General features: G+C 69.8%; 21 protein-coding genes and 2 pseudogenes. 13 read left to right on the plus strand and 10 right to left on the minus strand.

What is annotated here, in order from left to right:
* Positions 1-126 precede the first annotated feature (126 nt).
* The gene (locus tag AB0L65_RS43485) at positions 127-1,566 is read right to left on the minus strand and encodes a GuaB1 family IMP dehydrogenase-related protein (protein WP_350739319.1); all 1,440 of its coding nucleotides are present in this window, start codon (positions 1,564-1,566) and stop codon (positions 127-129) included.
* Between the two features lie 97 nt (positions 1,567-1,663).
* On the opposite strand from AB0L65_RS43485, the gene AB0L65_RS43490 reads away from it, so the two are divergent.
* Positions 1,664-2,116 carry an effector binding domain-containing protein gene (locus AB0L65_RS43490; RefSeq protein ID WP_350739316.1) on the plus strand — a complete coding sequence of 151 codons (453 nt, stop codon included), beginning with the start codon at positions 1,664-1,666 and terminating at the stop codon, positions 2,114-2,116.
* On the opposite strand, the gene AB0L65_RS43495 is transcribed toward AB0L65_RS43490, so the two are convergent.
* On the minus strand, positions 2,113-2,631 hold the full coding sequence (locus tag AB0L65_RS43495; RefSeq protein ID WP_363966351.1) for a TetR/AcrR family transcriptional regulator: 519 nt from the start codon (positions 2,629-2,631) through the stop codon (positions 2,113-2,115). The two genes, AB0L65_RS43490 and AB0L65_RS43495, sit on opposite strands and share 4 nt — an antisense overlap.
* Positions 2,632-2,709: 78 nt before the next feature.
* On the opposite strand from AB0L65_RS43495, the gene AB0L65_RS43500 reads away from it, so the two are divergent.
* Positions 2,710-3,939 (plus strand): FAD-dependent monooxygenase, encoded by a 1,230-nt coding sequence (locus AB0L65_RS43500; protein ID WP_364258604.1) that lies wholly within the window; start codon positions 2,710-2,712, stop codon positions 3,937-3,939.
* Here the strand turns inward: AB0L65_RS43500 and AB0L65_RS43505 are convergent.
* Entirely contained in the window at positions 3,894-5,015 is a 1,122-nt protein-coding gene (locus AB0L65_RS43505; RefSeq protein WP_364258607.1) for a CaiB/BaiF CoA-transferase family protein, read from the minus strand. The genes AB0L65_RS43500 and AB0L65_RS43505 overlap by 46 nt on opposite strands.
* Positions 5,016-5,134: 119 nt before the next feature.
* On the opposite strand from AB0L65_RS43505, the gene AB0L65_RS43510 reads away from it, so the two are divergent.
* The 5 genes and pseudogenes from AB0L65_RS43510 to AB0L65_RS43530 all read left to right on the plus strand — a co-directional run bounded on the left by AB0L65_RS43510 (position 5,135) and on the right by AB0L65_RS43530 (position 11,266).
* Entirely contained in the window at positions 5,135-6,673 is a 1,539-nt protein-coding gene (locus AB0L65_RS43510; protein ID WP_364258610.1) for a serine/threonine-protein kinase, read from the plus strand.
* On the plus strand, positions 6,670-7,653 hold the full coding sequence (locus AB0L65_RS43515; protein WP_364258613.1) for a 2-hydroxyacid dehydrogenase: 984 nt from the start codon (positions 6,670-6,672) through the stop codon (positions 7,651-7,653). The genes AB0L65_RS43510 and AB0L65_RS43515 overlap by 4 nt, the downstream gene beginning before the upstream one ends.
* Before the next feature lie 131 nt (positions 7,654-7,784).
* Entirely contained in the window at positions 7,785-9,134 is a 1,350-nt protein-coding gene (locus tag AB0L65_RS43520) for an FAD-binding oxidoreductase (RefSeq protein ID WP_363966626.1), read from the plus strand.
* Between the two features lie 3 nt (positions 9,135-9,137).
* Positions 9,138-10,397, plus strand: a complete 1,260-nt coding sequence (locus tag AB0L65_RS43525; RefSeq protein ID WP_364258616.1) for a cyclopropane-fatty-acyl-phospholipid synthase family protein — start codon at positions 9,138-9,140, stop codon at positions 10,395-10,397.
* Positions 10,398-10,574: 177 nt separating this feature from the next.
* Positions 10,575-11,266 (plus strand): annotated as a pseudogene (locus tag AB0L65_RS43530) (helix-turn-helix domain-containing protein).
* Positions 11,267-11,301: 35 nt separating this feature from the next.
* Here the strand turns inward: AB0L65_RS43530 and AB0L65_RS43535 are convergent.
* Positions 11,302-11,523 carry a hypothetical protein gene (locus AB0L65_RS43535; protein WP_364258619.1) on the minus strand — a complete coding sequence of 74 codons (222 nt, stop codon included), beginning with the start codon at positions 11,521-11,523 and terminating at the stop codon, positions 11,302-11,304.
* Between the two features lie 42 nt (positions 11,524-11,565).
* Between AB0L65_RS43535 and AB0L65_RS43540 the strand changes: the two genes are divergently transcribed.
* Complete coding sequence (locus AB0L65_RS43540; RefSeq protein ID WP_364258621.1) at positions 11,566-12,339, plus strand: maleylpyruvate isomerase N-terminal domain-containing protein; 774 nt, start codon at positions 11,566-11,568, stop codon at positions 12,337-12,339.
* A 197-nt stretch (positions 12,340-12,536) separates the two neighbouring features.
* On the opposite strand, the pseudogene AB0L65_RS43545 reads toward AB0L65_RS43540, so the two are convergent.
* Positions 12,537-12,725: pseudogene (locus AB0L65_RS43545) on the minus strand (ISKra4 family transposase); the annotation flags it as partial.
* Here AB0L65_RS43545 and AB0L65_RS43550 point away from each other — a divergent pair.
* The 5 genes from AB0L65_RS43550 (at position 12,711) to AB0L65_RS43570 (ending at position 16,149) form a co-directional block, all read left to right on the plus strand.
* A complete protein-coding gene (locus AB0L65_RS43550; protein WP_364258624.1) occupies positions 12,711-13,406 on the plus strand; it encodes a Scr1 family TA system antitoxin-like transcriptional regulator in 696 nt (231 codons plus the stop codon). The pseudogene AB0L65_RS43545 and the gene AB0L65_RS43550 overlap by 15 nt on opposite strands.
* A 176-nt stretch (positions 13,407-13,582) precedes the next feature.
* Positions 13,583-14,059 carry an SRPBCC family protein gene (locus AB0L65_RS43555; RefSeq protein WP_364258627.1) on the plus strand — a complete coding sequence of 159 codons (477 nt, stop codon included), beginning with the start codon at positions 13,583-13,585 and terminating at the stop codon, positions 14,057-14,059.
* 125 nt (positions 14,060-14,184) lie between these two features.
* Positions 14,185-14,691 carry a SigE family RNA polymerase sigma factor gene (locus AB0L65_RS43560; RefSeq protein WP_364258630.1) on the plus strand — a complete coding sequence of 169 codons (507 nt, stop codon included), beginning with the start codon at positions 14,185-14,187 and terminating at the stop codon, positions 14,689-14,691.
* On the plus strand, positions 14,684-15,934 hold the full coding sequence (locus AB0L65_RS43565) for a hypothetical protein (protein WP_364258633.1): 1,251 nt from the start codon (positions 14,684-14,686) through the stop codon (positions 15,932-15,934). The genes AB0L65_RS43560 and AB0L65_RS43565 overlap by 8 nt, the downstream gene beginning before the upstream one ends.
* Positions 15,931-16,149 (plus strand): hypothetical protein, encoded by a 219-nt coding sequence (locus tag AB0L65_RS43570; RefSeq protein ID WP_364258636.1) that lies wholly within the window; start codon positions 15,931-15,933, stop codon positions 16,147-16,149. Before AB0L65_RS43565 ends, AB0L65_RS43570 begins: the two co-directional genes overlap by 4 nt.
* Here the strand turns inward: AB0L65_RS43570 and AB0L65_RS43575 are convergent, their stop codons facing one another.
* From AB0L65_RS43575 to AB0L65_RS43595, 5 genes are all read right to left on the minus strand, one after another.
* Positions 16,150-16,695 carry a YceI family protein gene (locus AB0L65_RS43575; protein WP_364258639.1) on the minus strand — a complete coding sequence of 182 codons (546 nt, stop codon included), beginning with the start codon at positions 16,693-16,695 and terminating at the stop codon, positions 16,150-16,152.
* A gap of 224 nt (positions 16,696-16,919) precedes the next feature.
* Entirely contained in the window at positions 16,920-17,348 is a 429-nt protein-coding gene (locus tag AB0L65_RS43580; RefSeq protein ID WP_364258642.1) for a hypothetical protein, read from the minus strand.
* A 32-nt stretch (positions 17,349-17,380) separates the two neighbouring features.
* Positions 17,381-17,977 carry a MarR family transcriptional regulator gene (locus tag AB0L65_RS43585; protein ID WP_364258645.1) on the minus strand — a complete coding sequence of 199 codons (597 nt, stop codon included), beginning with the start codon at positions 17,975-17,977 and terminating at the stop codon, positions 17,381-17,383.
* Between the two features lie 293 nt (positions 17,978-18,270).
* On the minus strand, positions 18,271-18,531 hold the full coding sequence (locus AB0L65_RS43590; RefSeq protein ID WP_364258648.1) for a hypothetical protein: 261 nt from the start codon (positions 18,529-18,531) through the stop codon (positions 18,271-18,273).
* A gap of 34 nt (positions 18,532-18,565) precedes the next feature.
* Entirely contained in the window at positions 18,566-19,498 is a 933-nt protein-coding gene (locus AB0L65_RS43595; protein ID WP_364258651.1) for a phosphotransferase, read from the minus strand.
* Positions 19,499-19,513: the final 15 nt, after the last annotated feature.

Genomic DNA, 19,513 nt, shown 5'->3' on the forward strand with positions numbered 1-19,513 from the left:
CCGAAGCTGAAGCAGCCGAAGCTGAAGCAGCTGGAGCCGAAGCAGCCGAGGCTGAAGCAGCCGAGGCCGAAGCAGCTGAAGCCGAAACAGTCGAAGCCGAAGCAGCCGAAGTCAAGAACGCACAAGTCACCAGCTCTGGTGCAGCGGCATCCCCTCGGCATAGCCGGACGAGCTCTGGATCCCGACCACGGCCTGCGCGTGGAACTCCTCCAGGTTCGACGCCCCCGCGTACGTGCACGCCGACCGCAGCCCCGCCACGATGCCGTCGATCTGGTCCTCCACGCTCGGCCGCTTCGGGTCTAGATACATGCGGGAGGTCGAGATGCCCTCCTCGAACAGCGCCTTCCTGGCCCGCTCGAACGCCGAGTCGTCGGCCGTCCGCAGCCGCACGGCCCGCGCGGAGGCCATGCCGAAGTTCTCCTTGTACTTGCGCCCGTTCGCATCGGTGTGGGTGTCGCCGGGCGACTCGTACGTCCCCGCGAACCATGAGCCGATCATCACGTTGGACGCCCCCGCGGCCAGCGCCAGCGCCACGTCGCGCGGATGGCGTACCCCACCGTCCGCCCACACGTGCCGGCCCAGCCGCCGGGCCTCCGCCGAGCACTCCAGCACGGCGGAGAACTGCGGCCGGCCCACGCCGGTCATCATCCGCGTGGTGCACATGGCGCCGGGCCCGACCCCGACCTTGAGGATGTCGGCCCCGGCGTTCACCAGGTCGCGCACGCCCTCGGCCGTCACCACGTTGCCCGCCACGACGGGCACGCCGGGGTCGAGGGCCTTGACGGCGCGCAGGGCCGAGATCATCTTCTCCTGGTGGCCGTGCGCGGTGTCCACGACCAGGCAGTCGATCCCGGCGTCGAGCAGCTCCTTGGCCTTGGCGGCCACGTCGCCGTTCACGCCGACCGCGGCCGCGATGCGCAGCCGTTCCTGCGCGTCGATCGCGGGCTGGTAGAGAGTGGCGCGCAGCGCGCCGAGGCGGGTGAGGATGCCGACCAGCCGCCCGCCGGGATCGACGACGGGGGCCAGCCGGTGGCGGCCGCCGTGCAGCCGTTCGAAGGCCGTGCGCGGGTCCAGCCCGGCGGGCAGCGTCAGCAGCTCGCTCGACATGACCTGCGAGAGCTGGGTGTACATGTCGACGCCCTGGCAGTCGGCGTCGGTCACGACCCCGACCGGCCGGTTGTCCCAGTCGACCACGATGATCGCGTCGTGCGCCCGCTTGGGCAGCAGCTGCAGCGCCTCGCCGACGGTGTCGTGGGGGGTGAGTGTGAGCGGTGTGTCGTGGACGAGGTCGCGTTTCTTGACCCAGTCGACGACGTCGGTCACGACGTCCTGCGGAATGTCCTGCGGGATCACGGCGATGCCGCCCCGCCGTGCCACGGTCTCGGCCATGCGCCGGCCGGCGACCGCGGTCATGTTCGCCACGACGACGGGAATGGTGGTGCCCGTGCCGTCGTTCGTCGACAGGTCGACTGCGAGCCGCGAACCGACCGCGGATCGCGACGGCACCATGAACACGTCGCTATAGGTCAGGTCGTAATGAGGCTCGAGGTCGTTGAGAAACTTCACGTTCATTCATCTTATGCGGTGACCGCACATTGAGGGGTTTCCCCCGTTGGATGGGGCTTATGATCGGCCGGGACACTTTTGGGGGAGGGAGGGCCCTGTGGACGTCACCGAACGGGGCGAATTGATCGTGGTCGGCTTCGCCGTACGCACCACGAATGCAGACGAGATGGATCCGTCGCGGGCGAAGCTGCCCGTACTTTGGCAGCGGGCCGGCGCTCCGGGGGCCTTCGCGCACGTGCCGGGGCGCGTGGACGAGAACCTGTACGCGGTGCTGACCGACTACGAGAGCGACCATCACGGCGCGTACACGCAGATCGTCGGCACCGGCGTGCGCACCGTGCCGCGGCTGCCGGAGGGCATGGTGGCCGTGCGCGTGCCGGCGGTCCCGTCACTGCGGGTGGAGGTCCGCGGCCCGATGCCGCAGGCCCTCGTCGACATGTGGCAGCAGGTGTGGAAGCACACCGAGTCAGGGGGTACGCCGTCCCGCGCGTTCACCACTGACCTCGAGGTCCACCACCCGGACGGCGTGGACCTCTACCTGGCCATCTAGAGACCGAGCGCGGCGGCCGCCGCCTCGACGGCCGCCGGCTTGACCTCTTCGACCGGCAGGTTCGCGTATTCCACCGAGCAGTCGGACATGCCGCCCAGCGCCACCGTCGCCCGGATGTGCTGCGCCTGTGTGAGCTCCGGGCCCAGCAGCAGCGTGATGATCCGCCGCCGCCAGTCGAACATGCGGGTGCCCAGGTCGAGGAAGCCCAGCACGGACAGCTCCCGCACCATCATCATGGTCACCTCGCGGTGCCGCCAGATCAGCTCGAAGTAGTCGTCGAGCAGCTGCCGGGCGTCGCCGGGCTGACGCGTCGCGACGAACCGCTCGATGTCCTCCACCATCGGCTGCACGATGCTGCGGACGAGGTCGTCGCGCGAGGCGAAATGGTAGTAGAGCGCGGGCTTGGTGATGCCCAGGCGGTCTGAGATCTGGCGCAGGCTCGTGTTCTGAACGCCCTGGGAGACGAACAGCTCGCGGGCCACCTCCTGGATGCGCGTCCTCGTGTCACTGGGCATGGCTGAAGAATACCCCTTACCTATCGTTAAGTAAGCTGCTAGCCTGGCACTTACCTATCGTTAAGTAAGGAGGCGGTCATGCGGATCCTCATCTCGGGAGCGAGCGTCGCGGGCCCGGCTCTCGCGTACTGGCTCACCAGGTACGGCTCCACCGTCACCGTCGTGGAACGGGCCCCGGCGCTCAGGAAGACCGGTGGCCACGCCGTCGACCTGTTCAGGCCGGCGATGGACATCGTCGAGAAGATGGGCCTGCTGGAGCAGGTCATGGCCAAGAAGACCGGCATCGAGCGGCTCACGGTGCACCGGGAGGGCGAGTCGCGGCCCATCGAGGTGGAGCTGCGCCGCGTGATGAGCGCCGTCTCCGACCGGCACGTCGAGATCATGCGCGACGACCTGAGCGAGATCATCTACGACGCCACCAAGGAAGACGTCGACTACGTCTTCGGCGACTCCATCGCCTCGATCTCCGACGACGGCGAGGTCACCTTCGACAGCGGCAGGACGGACACGTTCGACCTGGTCATCGGCGCCGACGGCCTGCACTCGAACGTCCGCCGCCTCGTCTTCGGCCCCGAGTCGGACTACGCCACGTGGATCGGCGCCTATCTGGCCGTCGTCTCGGTGCCCGACTACCTCGGGCTCGACGGCCGGACGGAGGTCATCGCGGGGGCGGGCCGGATGGCCGGGATCGGCGCCGTGGACATGGGGGACGCGCGAGCGTTGTTCCTGTTCAGGACGCCGCGGCAGCTCGACTACCATCACCGCGACGTCCCCCGGCAGAAGGAGCTGCTGCGCGAGCACTTCGAGGGGATGGGCTGGGAGGTGCCGCGGCTGCTGGAGGAGCTGGACCGCACGCCGGCCTTCTACTTCGACTCGATCACGCAGCTCCGCATGGACACCTGGTCACGCGGCCGGGTGACGCTCGTGGGCGACGCCGGGTACTGCCCCGGTCCGGCCGTCGGCGGGAGCACGAGCCTGGCGGTCGTCGGGGCGTACATCCTGGCGGGCGAGCTCGCGACCTACGGCGGCGACCACACGCGGGCCTTCCCCGCCTATGAGGCCGAGATAGGCGACTACGTGCGCCGCAGCCGTACGTTCGCCATCAACGCGGCCAAGAAGATCGTCCCCGGCAGCCGGTTCGACCTCTGGGCGCTGGCCGCGACGGTGCGGCTGATCAACCACCTGCCGGTCGCGCTCACCACGGCGGCCGCCAAGATCAGCAGCAAGGGCGTGCGGCTGCACGACTCGATCGTGCTGAAGGACTACGCGAGCACCCCCTGGTCGCGAAGTTTGTCCGCCTCCTCCTGAGGCAGCCCCCACTCCGAAAGGTCGCTGAGGCGGGTCGCGGGGGAGAGGTCCGGCCGGGGCGCGCCGAGCAGGCGGGGCGCGGGCATCGGCTGGGTGACGCCGCCGACCTCGACGAAGGAGCCCCGGGCGGTGTTGTGCGGGTGGTGCGGGGCCTCGGCCATGGACAGGACGGGCGAGACGCACGCGTCCGAGCCCTCGAAGAGCGCCTCCCACTCGGCCCGCGTGCGCTTCCTGAACTCCTCGGCCAGGCGGGCCTTCAGCGCGGGCCACTGCGCCCTGTCGTTCCTGTCGGGCAGGTCGGCCAACCCCATCAGGTTCACCATCGCGTCCCAGAACTGCGGCTCCAGCGAGCCCACGGCCACGAACTCGCCGTCGGCCGTCTCGTACGTGTCGTACTGCGGGGCGCCGGTGTCGAGCAGGTTCGTGCCGCGCGGCCCCCAGTAGCCGCTCTGCGCCGCCTGGTAGAACATCGAGAACAGGATCGCCGCCCCGTCCACCATGGCCGCGTCGATCACCCGCCCCTTGCCGGTGCGCTCCCGCTCGAACAGGGCCATCAGCACCCCGTACGCCAGCATCAGCCCGCCGCCGGCGAAGTCGCCGAGGATGTTGATCGGCGGGGTCGGCGGGCCGCCCTCGCGCCCCAGCATCGACAGGACGCCGGAGATCGCGACGTAGTCGATGTCGTGGCCGGCCGTGGACGCGAGCGGCCCGTCCTGGCCCCAGCCGGTCATCCGGCCGTAGATCAGCCGCTCGTTCACCGCGTGGAGGTCGTCGGGGCCGATGCCGAGCCGCTCGGCCACCCCCGGGCGGAACACCTCGATCACGACGTCGGCATGCCGCGCCAGCCCCTTGAATGCGGCCACGCCTTCGGGGGACTTCAGGTCCAGCCCGATCGTGCGCTTCCCGCGATCCATGACATCGCCGCGCGGCCGGTCGGAGACCGCCTTGACCCGGTCCACGCGCAGCACCTCGGCGCCGTGGTCGGCCAGCATCATCCCGGCGAACGGCCCAGGTGCGAGCCCTGCGAGCTCGAGTACGCGTACCCCGGCGAGCGGGCCGTTGTGAACTTCAGGCATCCCCCCAGTAGAACAACATTCGGTGATCTATCGCAAGCGGCCTTCGCGACCTTCCCGCGAAGAGGTGGGAGGTATGGGAAACTTGCCCACTGTGTTCGGGTGGTCAACAGGGGTAGGACATGGTTTCGGATAGCAACCGGCTCATCGCGGGACGCTACCAGTTAGTACGCGAACTGGGCCGCGGGGGCATGGGCGTCGTCTGGGAAGGGCAGGACACCCTGCTCAACCGGCAGGTCGCCATAAAGGAGGTGCTGCTGCCCGACGGCTTGTCGCCGGGCGAGCAGGAGCGCCAGCTTTTAAGGACCGCCCGTGAGGCCCGTACCGCGGCCAAGCTGAGCCATCCGTCCGTCGTCGCGATCTACGACGTCGTCGAGGAGGGCGGCCGTCCGTGGATCGTGATGGAGCTGCTGCGCCATCCCACGGTGGAGGAGGTCGTGCTCACGTCCGGCGCGCTCCCGGTGCGGGAGGCGGCCGAGCTGGGCCGGCAGGTGCTGTCGGCGCTGCGGTCCGCCCACGAGGTGGGCATCCTGCACCGCGACGTCAAGCCGAGCAACATCCTGATGGCCGAGGACGGCCGGGTCGTGCTCATGGACTTCGGCATCGCCACCGCCGAGGGCGACGCGTCGCTCACCAAGACCGGCATGGTCACCGGCTCGCCGAGCTTCCTCGCTCCCGAGCGGGTCCGCGCCGAGCACGCGGGACCGCCCTCGGACCTGTGGTCGCTCGGCGCCACGCTGTACGCGTGCATGGTGGGCCGCTCGCCGTTCGAGCGGGGCGACCCCATGTCGACGCTCAACGCGCTGCTCAGCGAGGAGCCCGACTACCGCAGGATCCCGCCGATCATGCACCCGGTCCTGCGCGGGCTGCTGCAGAAGGAGCCGGCGCAGCGGGTCGACGCCGCGGAGGCCGAGCGGCTGCTCCAGGCCATCCTCACGGCCAAGCCCGCGAGCGCCGACCGGGACGTGCCGGAGCGGAAACCCGGCGGCGGCCGGGGCCGTGCCGTGCTCGCGGCGGCCGCGGCGGCGGTCCTGGTGATCGCGGGCGGCTCGGTGGCGTACTTCCAGCTCGCGCCCCCGGCGGAGGGCGCCCCGCGGCAGAGCGCTCAACCGGCCGCCGCGACCCGCCCGCTCACGCCGGCGGCCACGGACACGCCGGAGCCGAGCACGACACCCACTCCGACGCCCAGCGTGACCAGGGCCGTCCCGATCACGCGCATGTGGAGGTCGCGTGACGGCTGGTCCATCATGCGGCCCACCGGCTGGCGCGGAGCTCTCAAAGAGGCCTACACGGAGTGGACGCGCCGGGACCGGAACGCGCATCTCGGGGTGGAGGCCGTCTACTCCGTCGTCGACCCGCACCAGATCATGCGCGACGCGCAGGAGACCGTCGCCCAGAACGCCCAGAACGTCGTCAACCGCGGTCGCAGGGTGGTCGTGCACCAGGGTACGAAGGCCGTGGAGTGGGAGTTCTCCTGGACCGCGGGCACCGGGGGCGACGCCCCGTGGGCCACGCCGGGCACCCGGTACCACGAGATACGCCGGGCCGTCGCGATCGGCGACACGGCGTACGTCCTGTCCTGGACGGTCGACGAGGCCCAGTGGATGCGTAACAGAGGACTGATGCGGCAGGTGATCAGCAGCTTTACTGTGGGGGCATGAGCCCCTGGAACCTGCTCGCTCTGCCCCCGCTCCCCGAAGAGCTCCTGCGCCACCTGCTCGCCCCGCTGGGCGACCAGGTGACCGTACGCGTGCCGGCCGCCCGCGACAGGGACGCGCTCCTGGCCGCGCTGCCGGAGGCGGAGATCGTGCTCGGCGACTGGACGGGCACGCTCGCGATGGACGCCGAGGCGGTCAAGGCCGCGCCCCTGCTGGCGTTCGTGCAGCAGCCGTCCGTGGGCGTGGACGGCCACGACCTCGACGCCCTGGCGGCGGCCGGGGTGCCGCTGGCCAACACGCCGGGCGTCAGCGCGGTGGCGGTCTCGGAGTGGTGCCTGGCGGCCACGTTCTCGCTGTCGCGCAAGCTGGCCGCCGCCGACGCCGCCGTACGCGCGGGTGAATGGCCGCAGCAGGGCCTGCAGCCGTACGAGCTGCGCGGGCGCCGCGTCGGCATCGTCGGGTACGGCCCGATCGGCGCCACCTGCGCGGAGATGTTCCGCGCCCTCGGCTGCCACGTCTCCTACTGGACCCGCACGCCCCGCGCCGACCCCGGCTTCGCGGACCTGCCGGAGCTGATCTCCTCCAGTGACGTGCTCGTCGTGGTGATCGCGCTGTCCGACGAGACCCGCGGGCTCGTCGACCCCGGCCGCATGAAGCAGGGCGCCCTGCTCGTCAACGCCGCGCGGGGTGGCGTCGTGGACCAGCAGGCGCTCGTCACGGCCCTGCGCGAGGGGCACCTGGGCGGCGCGGCGCTCGACGTCTTCGACGTGGAGCCGCTGCCGGCGGACGACCCGCTGAGGGACCTCCCGAACGTCCTGCTGTCGCCGCACGTCGCGGGCGTCACGCCCGAGGCCACGGGCCGGCTGCTCACGGCGACCCTGGACAACCTCACCGCCGCCGTCGAGGGCCGCGAGGTGCATAACGTGCTTAACGGCGTAAGCTCCGTGATCTTCAGAAAGTTTACGCAATCGCCTACCACGTAGGCATTTCACCTGTCACTATGAACAGTTTTCGTGTCTTTAACGACCCCGGTCTATTCGAGGTCGCTCCCGGGAGATACCGTCTTACGGACGATCTCTACCAGCTCAAGGGGGTGCTTGCCGTGCCGACGAAGATGTCGACACACCAACGGGCAGTAGAGCAGATCCGGCAGTCGTACGCCGAGATCCCGGGCGGTGCCGCCCCGCGCCTGGCCAAGTCCACGTCCAACCTCTTCAGGTTCCGCGACGGCGGCAGGACGGCCAAGCTCTCGGCGAGGGATCTCGACGAGGTCATCAGCGTCGACCCCGAGACCATGACGGCCGAGGTCCAGGGCATGACGACGTACGAGCACCTGGTGGACGCCACCTTGCCGTACGGGCTCATGCCGTACGTGGTGCCGCAGCTCAAGACGATCACGCTGGGCGGCGCCGTGACCGGGCTCGGCATCGAGTCCACGAGCTTCCGGGACGGCCTGCCGCACGAGTCGGTGGAGGAGCTCGAGATCCTCACCGGTGACGGGCGCGTCGTCGTGGCCCGCGACGACAACGAGCACCGGGAGCTCTTCCGCGCGTTCCCCAACTCCTACGGCACGCTGGGCTACGCGCTGCGCATCCGGATCAAGCTCCGCAAGGTCCAGCCGTACGTGCATCTCACGCACGTCAAGTTCACGGACGCGGCCAAGTGCATGCTGGCCCTGCAGGAGATCTGCGACAGCATGGTGCACGACGGGGAGAGCGTCGACTTCGTCGACGGCGTCTACTTCAACCCGGGGGAGATGTACATCACGGTCGGCCGGTTCGCCGAGCGTGCCCCTTATGCCTCGGACTACACGGGGATGCGCATCTACTACCAGTCGATCAGGCAGCGCAACCGCGACTGGCTGACCGTGCGCGACTACCTGTGGCGCTGGGACACCGACTGGTTCTGGTGCTCGCGGGCGTTCGGCGTGCAGCAGCCCGTCGTGCGCTCCCTCATGCCGCGCCGCTGGATGCGTTCCGACGTCTACCGCCGCCTGGTGGCGCTGGACAGGAAGTACGGGGTCACCGCCCGCGTCGACAGGTGGCGCGACCAGCCCGTGCAGGAGTCCGTGATCCAGGACGTCGAGGCTCCGGTCGAGCGGGGGGCGGAGTTCCTGGAGTTCTTCCACGACAAGGTGGGCATGACACCGGTGTGGATGTGCCCGCTGCGCTCGAATTCGCGCTGGCCGCTCTACCCTCTGGAGCCGGGCAGGCTCTACGTCAACTTCGGATTCTGGGGCATGGTGCCGTTGCCGCGGGGGCAGTTCGACGGCTACTACAACCGGCTGATCGAGCGCGAAGTGCACGAGCTCGACGGTCACAAGTCGCTCTACTCGACCTCGTTCTACGCGCGCGAGCAGTTCTGGCAGCTGTACAACGGCGACGCCTACTGGCCTGTCAAGCGGGAATACGACCCGAACGGTCGCCTGCTTGACCTCTACGAAAAATGTGTAGCGGGAAGGTGAGCTGTGGCGCTGGCAACCATCTTTGAGAAAATCGTCGGCTCGGAAGCGAACGTCGCGTTCCAGGCGTACGACGGCAGCAAGGCAGGTCCGGACGGGTCCGACCTGAGCATCGAGGTCAAGTCGCCGATCGCGGTCGCCTATCTGGCGCAGGCGCCCGGCGAGCTGGGCCTGGCAAGGGCGTACATCTCCGGCCACATCGACGTACACGGCGACATGTACGCACTGCTCGACCGCATGTGGAACATCACCACCAACGACCTGACCACCCAAGAGAAGATCGCCGCCGTCCGCGCCCTGGGCGTCAAACCACTCCTCATGCGGGTGCCACCACCACCACAGGAGATGCGGCAGAGCGCCCTGGCCAGGCTGGGCTCCCGTCACGCCAAGCAGCGTGACGCCGAGGCCATCCACCACCACTACGACGTCTCCAACCGCTTCTACGAGTGGGTCCTGGGGCCGTCCATGGCGTACACGTGCGCCGTCTTCCCCTCGGAGGAGTCGACGCTCGAGGAGGCCCAGTACGCCAAGTTCGACCTGGTGGCCCGCAAGCTCGACCTCAAGCCGGGCATGCGCCTGCTGGACGTCGGCTGCGGCTGGGGCGGGATGGTCATGCACGCCGCCAAGCACTACGGCGTCAAGGCCCTCGGCGTGACGCTGAGCCGCCAGCAGGCCGAATGGGCCCAGAAGGCCATCGCGGACGCCGGCCTGCAGGACCTGGCGGAGGTCCGCTTCATGGACTACCGCGACGTCAAGGAGTCGAACTTCGACGCGGTCAGCTCGATCGGCCTCACCGAGCACATCGGCAAGGACAACGTCCCGTCGTACTTCGAGTTCCTGTACGGCAAGCTCAGGCCGGGCGGCCGGATCCTCAACCACTGCATCACGCGGCCGACCGGCAAGGAGAAGACGTTCAACAAGGGCGGCTTCATCAACCGGTACGTCTTCCCCGACGGCGAGCTGGAGTCGGTCGGCTGGCTGGTCAGGCAGATGGAGGACACGGGCTTCGAGATCCGCCACGAGGAGAACCTGCGCGAGCACTACGCCAGGACGCTGCGCCACTGGTGCGACAACCTCGACGCCAACTGGTCGGACGCGGTCGAGGAGGTCGGCATGGGCACGGCCCGGGTGTGGGCCCTGTACATGGCGGGCTGCATCGTGGGCTTCGAGCGCAACAAGGTCCAGCTGCACCAGGTGCTGGGCGTCAAGCTCGACAAGAACGGCCGCTCCAGCATCCCCCTCCGCCCGGCTCTCGACTGGCCCTGAGGCACGGCCTTCACCTTGGGAGGCGCTACGCGCCATGCGAGCGCTCAGGCAGCGCCTCCCAAGGGCTGCCGCCCCCCTTTCGATCCCCCGCAAGCCCCCGTTGCGTGGTTACACGGTGGGCCTGTTGGAGCCCACCCCAAAGCCCGCTCGCTCCGCTCGCCGGAGCGCCAGCGGGTTTTGCGGTGGGGCAGCACCAACACAGTGCGCTATCGACGGGCGATGATGCTGCCGGCCTCGGCCGGCGGCAACCGAGTCCAGTGATCGCCCAGTTGGTGCAGGCCGACGAGGACACGGTGCGGGACGTGATCCACCGGTTCAACCAGATCGGCCCGGCCTGCCTGGACCCTCGGTGGGCGGGAGGCCGTCCCCGCCTGCTCAGCCCTGACGACGAGGACTTCGTCGTCCAGACGGCCACCACCCGCCCGACCAAGCTCGGCCAGCCCTTCACCCGCTGGTCCATCCGCAAACTGCTCGCCTACCTGCGCAAGGTGCACGGCCGGGTGATCCGCGCCGCCCGCCCCGACGGCGCCCCGGTCTACGTGATCCTCGACAACCTGTCCGCCCACAACGGCAAGAAGATCCTGCGCCGGGCGAAGAACAACAACGTCCACCTGTGCTTCACGCCCACCAACGCGTCCTGGGCGAACCCGATCGAGGCGCACTTCGGACCGCTGCGGCAGTTCACGCTCGCCAACTCGAACTATCCGGACCACACGGTCCAGACCCGCGCGCTGCACGCCTACCTGCGCTGGCGCAACGCGAACGCCCGCCATCCCGACGTCCTGGCCGCCCACCGCAAGGAACGCGCGCGCATCCGCAGCGAAAAGGGCCTTCGCTGGGGAGGAAGGACATTCACCGAAGCGGCGTGAACGGCCTGCCTCTGCAGGGTCGCCCACCCGAAGGCCTAGACCGGCACGCGGACGAAGCCCTCGGTCCAGTGGTCCTCATCGAGGTCGTACTCTCCGATCTGGAAGCAGTCTGGCTCGTCGGTGAAGCCCGGTAGAAGACGCGCGCGGCGGATCCGCTCTTCGGCCACGGCCTCGGAGGAGTAGATGCCGAGCAGCTTGACGTCGTCGCCGTCCTGCTCGTTGATGAACACGCCCTCGTCGTCGAGGTGCTCCGACAAATTCGCTACCCGGCGGCCGGAGCGCCGTGATACACAACCGAGGTGCAAAACATTCTGGAGTTCCCCGAGGTCCTGCGGCTGATCGAAGACCGCTCGGCCGCGTTCCGCGCCGCGATCGCGTCCGCCCCCGACCTTGACGTCCAGGTCCCGACCTGCCCGGGCTGGACGCTGCGCGAACTGGCGCAGCACCTCGGCGACGGCCGCCGCCGCCAGGCCGCCATCGTCGCGGCGGGCCCGGGCGCTGAGCCCCCGGCGAGGACGGACCCGAAGGGCGCCCCGACCGCGCCCCGCGACCGCGAAGCCCTGGACGCCTGGCTCGCCGAGTCGACGGAGCTCATGCTCGACGCGATGCGCGAGGCCGGCCCGGACCGCGGCTGCTGGACCTGGTGGGGCCGCTCGCAGGCCCCGGAGACCAGCGGAGCCGTGGCCCGGCACCAGATCCAGGAGATCGCCGTCCACACCTACGACGCCCAGCTCACCCAGGGGGCCGCACAGCCGCTGCCGACGGACGTCGCGGTCGAGGGCGTCGACGAGTTCCTGACGACCGTCTCGGCGACGACCGTCCCCTGGCCGTTCAAGCCGGCGACCATCGACCTGCACACGACCGAGGGCCGCTCCTGGCGCCTGACCCTCAACGCCGACGGCGTCCGCTGTGACGACCTCGCCGCCGACGCGGAGCCGGGCGACATGGCGATGCGAGGCGCAGCGAGCGAACTTGTCCTCTACTTCTACGAGCGCGTCCCGCTCGACGGCCTGGAGACCACCGGCGACACCGAGCCGATGGAGCAGCTCGCAGACTGGGACCCGAACGCGTAAAACGCGCACTTGTGACGCATCTGTCGGTTGTGCGCGCGCTCCTCCGGGCGCCACTGGGCCCGGGGTTACGGACATCGCGCGGCTGCGGGCAGGCTGCGGGCCTGCTGTTCAACGGCGAAAGGCGCACCTGCGGGCGGCTCGCGCTCGACTGGGGACAGTGCGCGGCGGGTGCAGACTGCTGAGACTGACCTCGTAGATCAAGCAGCGAGTCGGTAGCGGGCCCGGTGGTTGCGCTGGTGTTCTTGGTCGAGTTGGAAGGTCCGGTAACGGTCGAAGTCGCCGTTGGCGAGCAGGGCGCGGAGTCTCAGGACGGCTTCGGCGCCGGCCAGTGACCATCGGGCTCCGGTGATGTCCAGGCAGTCGCCGATCAGGTGGCGGCAGGCGCCCGGCCGTCGGCCGCGTCCGCATCGTCGACGACCCGCCCACAACTCTCGGCCTCCGGGGGTCGACTCACCGGTACCCAGCTCGCCGAGATATACGGCTGGAACAAGTCCAATGTCAGCCGACTGGAGAACGGGAAGCAGACTCCTACGCCCGATGATCTGCGGATGTGGGTGGACGCGTGCGGGCAGTCCGAGACGTACGACGAACTGCTCGCCAAGCTACGAGGCTTCGAGTCCCATATCAGATCTTGGCGACGCCAACTTGCCGCAGGTCACAGGCCGGTTCAGGACGCGCATGACGAGGCTCAGGCCAATTCCGCCGTGCTGCGCGCGTGGGAGTCCTCATGGATTGTCGGCGTCCTCCAGACACCCGACTATGCGCGCGCTGTGCTCACTCGTTCCGCCGAACTGCACAAGTCGCCACGGGATACCGAAGATGCCGTCCGGTCTCGTATGAAACGGCAGGAGCTCCTCTACAGCGGAGGCAGGCGCTATCACATCATCCTCTGGGAGCCCGTGCTACGCGCCCTGATCTGCCCGCCTTCGGCGCTCGCCGTTCAGCTCGACCGTCTTACGGGCGTCATCGGCATGGACACCGTAGAGCTGGGAAGGTTCCTCTTGAATGATCGGTATGGCATGGGGTGCCTTTTCTCCTCCAGAGCGGAGGATCCTTCCCCCTGGTAGGAAGAACCTCCACCGTGAGACGTCTCGGGGTGACGCCCTGTCCTCGGAGCGCGACGGCACCGGCAGGGACCCCGTTCGCGAGTTCCGTCCGGAGGAGGGCGTGCCGGACCCGGACCGAGCACCCGAGCGCCGCACTCGCACGGTGATGCCTTTCACGTCATGGCTAAGATCCGCGCATGTCCCGTTTCGAGGTGGCCACCCTGGTCCTCGCGCCGCCGTCGGTCGTCTTCGATGCGTCGTTGTCGGTCGAGCTGCACGCCTCCTCCATGCGCGGCTCGCGCGAGCAAGCGGTCGCCGGGGTCACTTCCGGACAGCTCTCCCCGGGCGACCAGGTCACGTGGCGAGCGCGGCACTTCGGCTTCACCTGGCACCTGACCTCGACGATCAGCGCCCACATCCGCCCGTCGTACTTCGTCGACGAACAGGTGAGCGGCCCGTTCCGGTATTGGCGTCACGCGCACACCTTCGAACCGGCACACGACGGCGACAGCGGCGTCGAGGCGACCCTCATGAAAGACATCGTCGACTTCGCCGCGCCCGCCGGTCCACTGGGCACTCTCGCCGACGCTCTCGTGCTGCGGCGTTACATGACCAAGCTGATCCTGCTGCGGAACGCGCACATCAAGGAGACGACCGAAACCGCCACGCAGTGACGACCCCACTGTCGCCGTTCATCATGGCCAAGGTCCGCGACACCTGGTGAGGCTCCCGGCCCGAGTGCTGTCCGCGGCATTTTTCCGTCGCCACTCAACCATCCGGCCGACTGAAGTGTCCTTGGATGCCGGAGGTGGGAGTGGACGATCCGACGTTTGAGAGATTCGCGGAGCAGCGGCTGCCGGCGCTCTATCGCTACGCCATGGTCCTGACCCAGAACAGGCATGACGCCGAGGACCTGGTGCAGGAAGCGCTGACCCGTACCGGCCTGCGGTGGAGCGCGATCAGGCGCAAGGACGACCCGGAGGGGTACGTCCGCACGGCCATGGTCCGCATCATGGCCAACCGCTGGCGGCGGCCGAAGCGTGAGGTGAGCGTGCCGGATCCGCCCGAGCCCGCGACGGAGGACGCCGGGCTGGAACGCCTGCTGGACGACGGCCTCCGCGCCAAGATCGCCGAACTGCCTCCGCGCATGCGGGCCGTACTGGTGCTGCGTTACGTCGAGGAACGCGGCGACGAGGAGATCGCCCGGCTGCTCGGCTGCAGCCGCGGGACCGTGAAGAGCCAGGCGTCGCGCGGGCTCGCCCGGCTGCGTGAGGCCGTCAAGACCGAGGAGATCGAGCATGGATGACCTGGAACGCCGTCTCGCCGCGCTGCTCGGCGAACCTTCCCCGGACGATCCGCCGCCCGGCCTGGCCGATCGGGTCCACCGGGCCGTGGCCACGCGCCGCAGGAACAGGCGGGCCTTGGCGCTGGCCGTCGCGGCGGGGGCGACGGCGGTGCTGGTGGGCGTGCCCCTGGCCGTACGCGGCGGGAACGGCGACGCCGCGACCACGGCGAACTTGAGCCCGACCCCCGCCTCCACCACACCCGCCGAGCCGACCGTGACGGCGTCCAAGCGGCCCGAGCCGACCGTGACCAGGACCGTGACGGCCACCCCGCATCAGGCTGACGTCCGCCTCCCCGCCGGGGTCCGCCTCGAACAGGCCCTGCGTCAGTTCATGAACGTGACGAGCGTCGTGGACGTCGGGGGCCGCACGGCGCAAGGCCAGCCATTCGTGCCCGCGGCGCTGGGCAGCGACGGGACGGTCCTGGGCGCGACGCCCGACGGACAGGTGGCGGCGGTGGACGCCGGCGGCGGCACGCCCGAGGAGCTCGGCTTCCTGGCGAGGTCGGGGCTGGGGACGGCCGCGGACTTCCGTACCTGGACGGAGTTGAACGGATCGGCGGCCGACCAGCGGTGCCGCGCGGCGGACGGGACCACGCGCACGATCAGCCCGCAGGGCACGGACCCTCGGGGGCGGGTCTGGGTGGACGGCGGCGTGGTCGTCGGCAACGACGTCATGCGGCAGCCATGGATGGCCAAGGGATGTGCGCAGGTGGGTACGGTCGTCAAGTCCGGGGAACCGGCGAGCGGGGTCGCGGTGGCGTTCTCCTACCCCGACCTGTTCACCGCCGAGCGGGCGAACGACAAGGTGCTGCGCATCGTCGACGTCGAGACCGGCAAGGTGACAGCCGAGCATCCGCTGCCCGACGGCGTCCGCGCGCAGAGGATGGGTGATCCTGACCAGAAGTGGTACGCGGCGGCGTCCGGGAAGTGGTTCGCCTGGGTGGCCGGCGACACGCTGCGGTGGACGCCGCGCGACACCTGGGGGGCGGTGTCGGTGCTGCCCGGAGTGCCGACGCCGAAGAAGGGCGTCTCCCCCTGGATGACGGCGGGCAACCGGATCATCACCTACAACACCGGGGCCACCTCGTTCGTGCTCGATCCGGTCACCGGCCGGCGGTACAAGAGCCCGGACGTCGTCCTGGCGGCGGGCGACTGGCTGCTGTGGAGGTCCGGCGACGGCTACCGTCTGGCCAACCTTCGTTGAGGTCTCCGGCAGGCGTCCTGCTGGTGCTCGTCGCGATCCCGACCGTCGCGAACCTGGCCGGCGGCGGCCCGACGTGGATCTGGACGCCGTCGCTCCCGACGCCTTTGCTGCGTCTGGTCACGGAGGCGGGGCTGCTGGACATCTGGCTGGTCGCCGACCTGCTCGCCGCCGTGAGTGTACTGCGGGCGTGGCGCCGGGGCGGCGACGTCCGGTGATCAGGCGGCCTTGACGGCGGACAGGTCGAACTCGAGCGTGACCCTCTCGGAGATCATCACGCCGCCCGTCTCCAGAACCGCGTTGTACGTGATGCCGAAGTCCTTGCGATTGATCACCGTGCTGCCCTCGAAGCCGACCCGGGTCAGGCCCTGGGCGTCGATCGCGGTGCCGGTGTAGTCGAGGGGGACGGTGACCTGCCGGGTCACGCCGCGGATGGTCAGCTCGCCGGTGACCTCGAAGCTGTCGCCGCCGAGGTGCTTGACGTCGGTGGCGTCGAAGGTGATGTACGGGTGCGCGGCCGCGTCCAGGAAGTCGCCGGTGCGCAGGTGGTCGTCGCGGTGATGGTTGCCGGTCTGGATGCCGGCCACGTCGAGGACCACGTGAACGGTGGAGGCGGCCGGGTCGCCCGCGTCCAGGGAGGCGGTGGCCTCCTTGACGGGGATGTTGCCGCGAACCTTGGTGACCATCGCGTGGCGGGCCACGAAGCCGAACCGGCTGTGGGCGGGGTCGAGGGTGTAGGTGCCGGTGAGGTCGCTGGGGTGCATGCCGGGGCTCCGTTCCACTGTTAGTTCAGCACTGGAAGATTTAGTGCGAGACTATCCCCCGCTTGTTTCAGTGCGCAACTTTCCAGTGGGATGGCATGGACGATGGACGGCGCGGCCGATACCGGACGGGCACGTCAGGGCAGGCGGCTCACCCTCGCGGACGGCCGCACGGCGTCAAGGCGGCCACGCTGCCGATCCGCGGCGATCAGGGTCTCGTCCACCCGTCAGAAGGGTTGCATTTCGTCGAGCACCGTTGCCGCGATCGCAAGGATCGCTTCGACCTTCGGTATGTCGGCGCGTACATCGTCCGCCGTGAATCGCGGAGCGCCCGGCCGCGGGTACTCGGCCTCGTTCCGCCGTCGGCGCATCCGGTCGAACGGCCGCAGGCTCTTGCCCAGCGGCGGATCGAGTTGCGCCACGACCGCTTCGTACACCGCGATGTGGCCGCCCCGGCTACTGGCCCTGAGGCCCTGGTTCTCCAGGATGGCGCAGAGCGACTTCCGGGCCGCGTCGTACAGCAGCTGGTAGGCCCCGATCGAATCCTGCTCCAACGCCAGACGGGCCGTCGCCACGTGTCTCCCGGCCTGGTCGAGCAGTTCCTCGGCCTGCGAACGACTCGCCGCGACCTTCTCGAGCTCGCCGCGGGTCAGCATGCCCTCGATCGCGGCACGTCCTTGTTCCCACCTCATTGATCCTCACCCTTGTCGATCGTGAGGCGTACGAGCGGTCGGGCCTTGACCGTCTCCAGAAAAGGATCCCCCTTCGGGGAGTCCCAGTCCTGGCGACTCAGCCGCCGAATGTTCACCTCGCGGCCGAGCTGCCGCTCCGCGGCCCTGGCGGCGTCGTAAAGCTCGTCCTCGTCCGCGGTGCCGACGACGAGGACGTCCACGTCGTTCGGCACCCTGCCCGGCTCGCCGGAGTAGCGTGCGGCCCAGGAGCCGTAAATGCAGGCCTCCTCGATGCCGGCGATGCCGGACAGCTGCTCGCCGAGCACGGCCACCGGGCCGTAGGTCAAGGCGAGCAGCTCGGTCAGCGGGCGGGCCACGACCACGTTCGTGTCGGCGCTGACCATCCGCATGTTGCCTGCTTTCCGAGTGCCGACCAAGCCTGCCGCGGCCAGGCGATCGATCTCCCGGGTCACGGTCGAGGGCGAGACCTTGAACCTTGTGGCCAGCTCGATCTGGGAATACTCCTCGCCCGGGTGCAGGAACAGCCAGGCCAGCAGCTCGCCCTGGAAGGGGGAGCGCAACAACGGGAGCAGGACGGGCGGCGGTTGTTTCATGAACTGCAAGGTAGCTTGCAGTTTATGCAAGTTCAACGCTGTCGGGGGTGTGGAGCGGCGGCGCACCGTCCCCTGGTGGGGAGCGGTGCGCGTCTACTGTGACGGCTGCCGGTCCTTGGCGTGTTTTCCGCGGCTGGTGTGGATTTCGTCCTCGGTGGAGTCCTCTTGGGGCTCTGGTAGCTCGTCCTTGGGACTATGGGGCTTGGCGTGCCTGCCCACGTGATCTCCTTTGGCGAACGTCATTGCTAAGGGTGACCATATGGCTACAGTATGCATTGAAGCAAGAGTAAGATTCACGAATCCAGGAGGGCGAGCACGCGTTCGGCCTGACGGTCGAGGGTGCCGGGGGGATTGCGGCGGGTGGCGGGGCCGGTGGGGAGGCCGCGGAGCGGGGTGCCGGGCAGACGGCTCATCACCACCCTGGGCGGCGATCCGTCGAGGTCGGCACGCACGGGAGCGGGCGCGAGGCCGGGGGCGTGCAAGGCGAGTACGTTGAGGACGGCCCACTCGCGGCGGTGTTCGCCACGCTCCCACGAGCGGTATCGCTTGATCACGATGTCGTGCGTGGTGGACCGCCCGGCCGGCGCCCTAGGACGCCAGGGTCTTGAGGGTGCCCGTCAGCGCCTCCCAGCTCTCCTCGGCGTCCGGTGTGCGCCCGTGCGGCGAGCGGAACCACTCCACGAACTCGGCCACGTCGTCGAGGGCCCACCGCAGCCGGTAGAGCTCCAGCGCCGCCGGGTCGGGCGAGCGGCCAGTGGCGTCGGCGTAGCGGGCCAGGTCGTCGGCGTCCCTGGCGACCAGCCACAGGTCGCGTTCGGGCGGCGCCAGTCCCACCGTGTCCCAGTCGACCAGCAGCCACCGCTCGCCGGACCGCAGCAGGTTGCCCGGGTGCGGCTCGCCGTGCGTCACGACGGGCTCGCCGGGGCCGGCCGCCGTCCGGTCGAACTCCGCGAGCCTGCGGCGCAGCACTCCGGCGTGGTCGGCGATCACCTCCCTGGCGGGCTCCGTGTACGGGCCGCCCGGCCAGGGCAGGCGCGTGTCCTGGAGCGCCTGCTCCAGGACGGCCCGGCCCGAGAGCTCCAGGGGGCGCGGCGGAGTGGACAGGGGCGGCGGCGTGGCGTGGAGGGCGGCGAGCAGGTCGATGATCGCGGCACGGTCTCCCGCCGGCTGCTCCTCGCCGAACTCGCCGGCGAGCCCGTTCGCGTAGGGGAAGACGCTCATCGCCCATCGGTGGCGGTCGAGCCGCAGGAGCGTCGCGCCGTCGGCGGTGCGCAGCGGCGCCACCACGAAGTCGAGCCCCGCCTCGGCCCGCAGCGCGGCGGCCGTGTCCATGGCCAGCCCGAGCCCGTCGAAGCCGCGCCGCCGTACGTCCGCGACCGTGATGAACCAACGCCCGTCCGCGACCCAGTGGTAGTCGCCGAAGCCGACCGGCGCGTAGTCCAGCGTGCGCGCCCCGATGCCCCACGCGCCGAGCGCGGGCAGCAGCAACCCCTCGTCGAACGCATCCGGCCTGTCCCGCATCCGGCCACGCTATCG

This window comes from Nonomuraea sp. NPDC052116 (assembly GCF_040680035.1).
Taxonomy (GTDB): Bacteria; Actinomycetota; Actinomycetes; order Streptosporangiales; family Streptosporangiaceae; genus Nonomuraea; species Nonomuraea angiospora_A.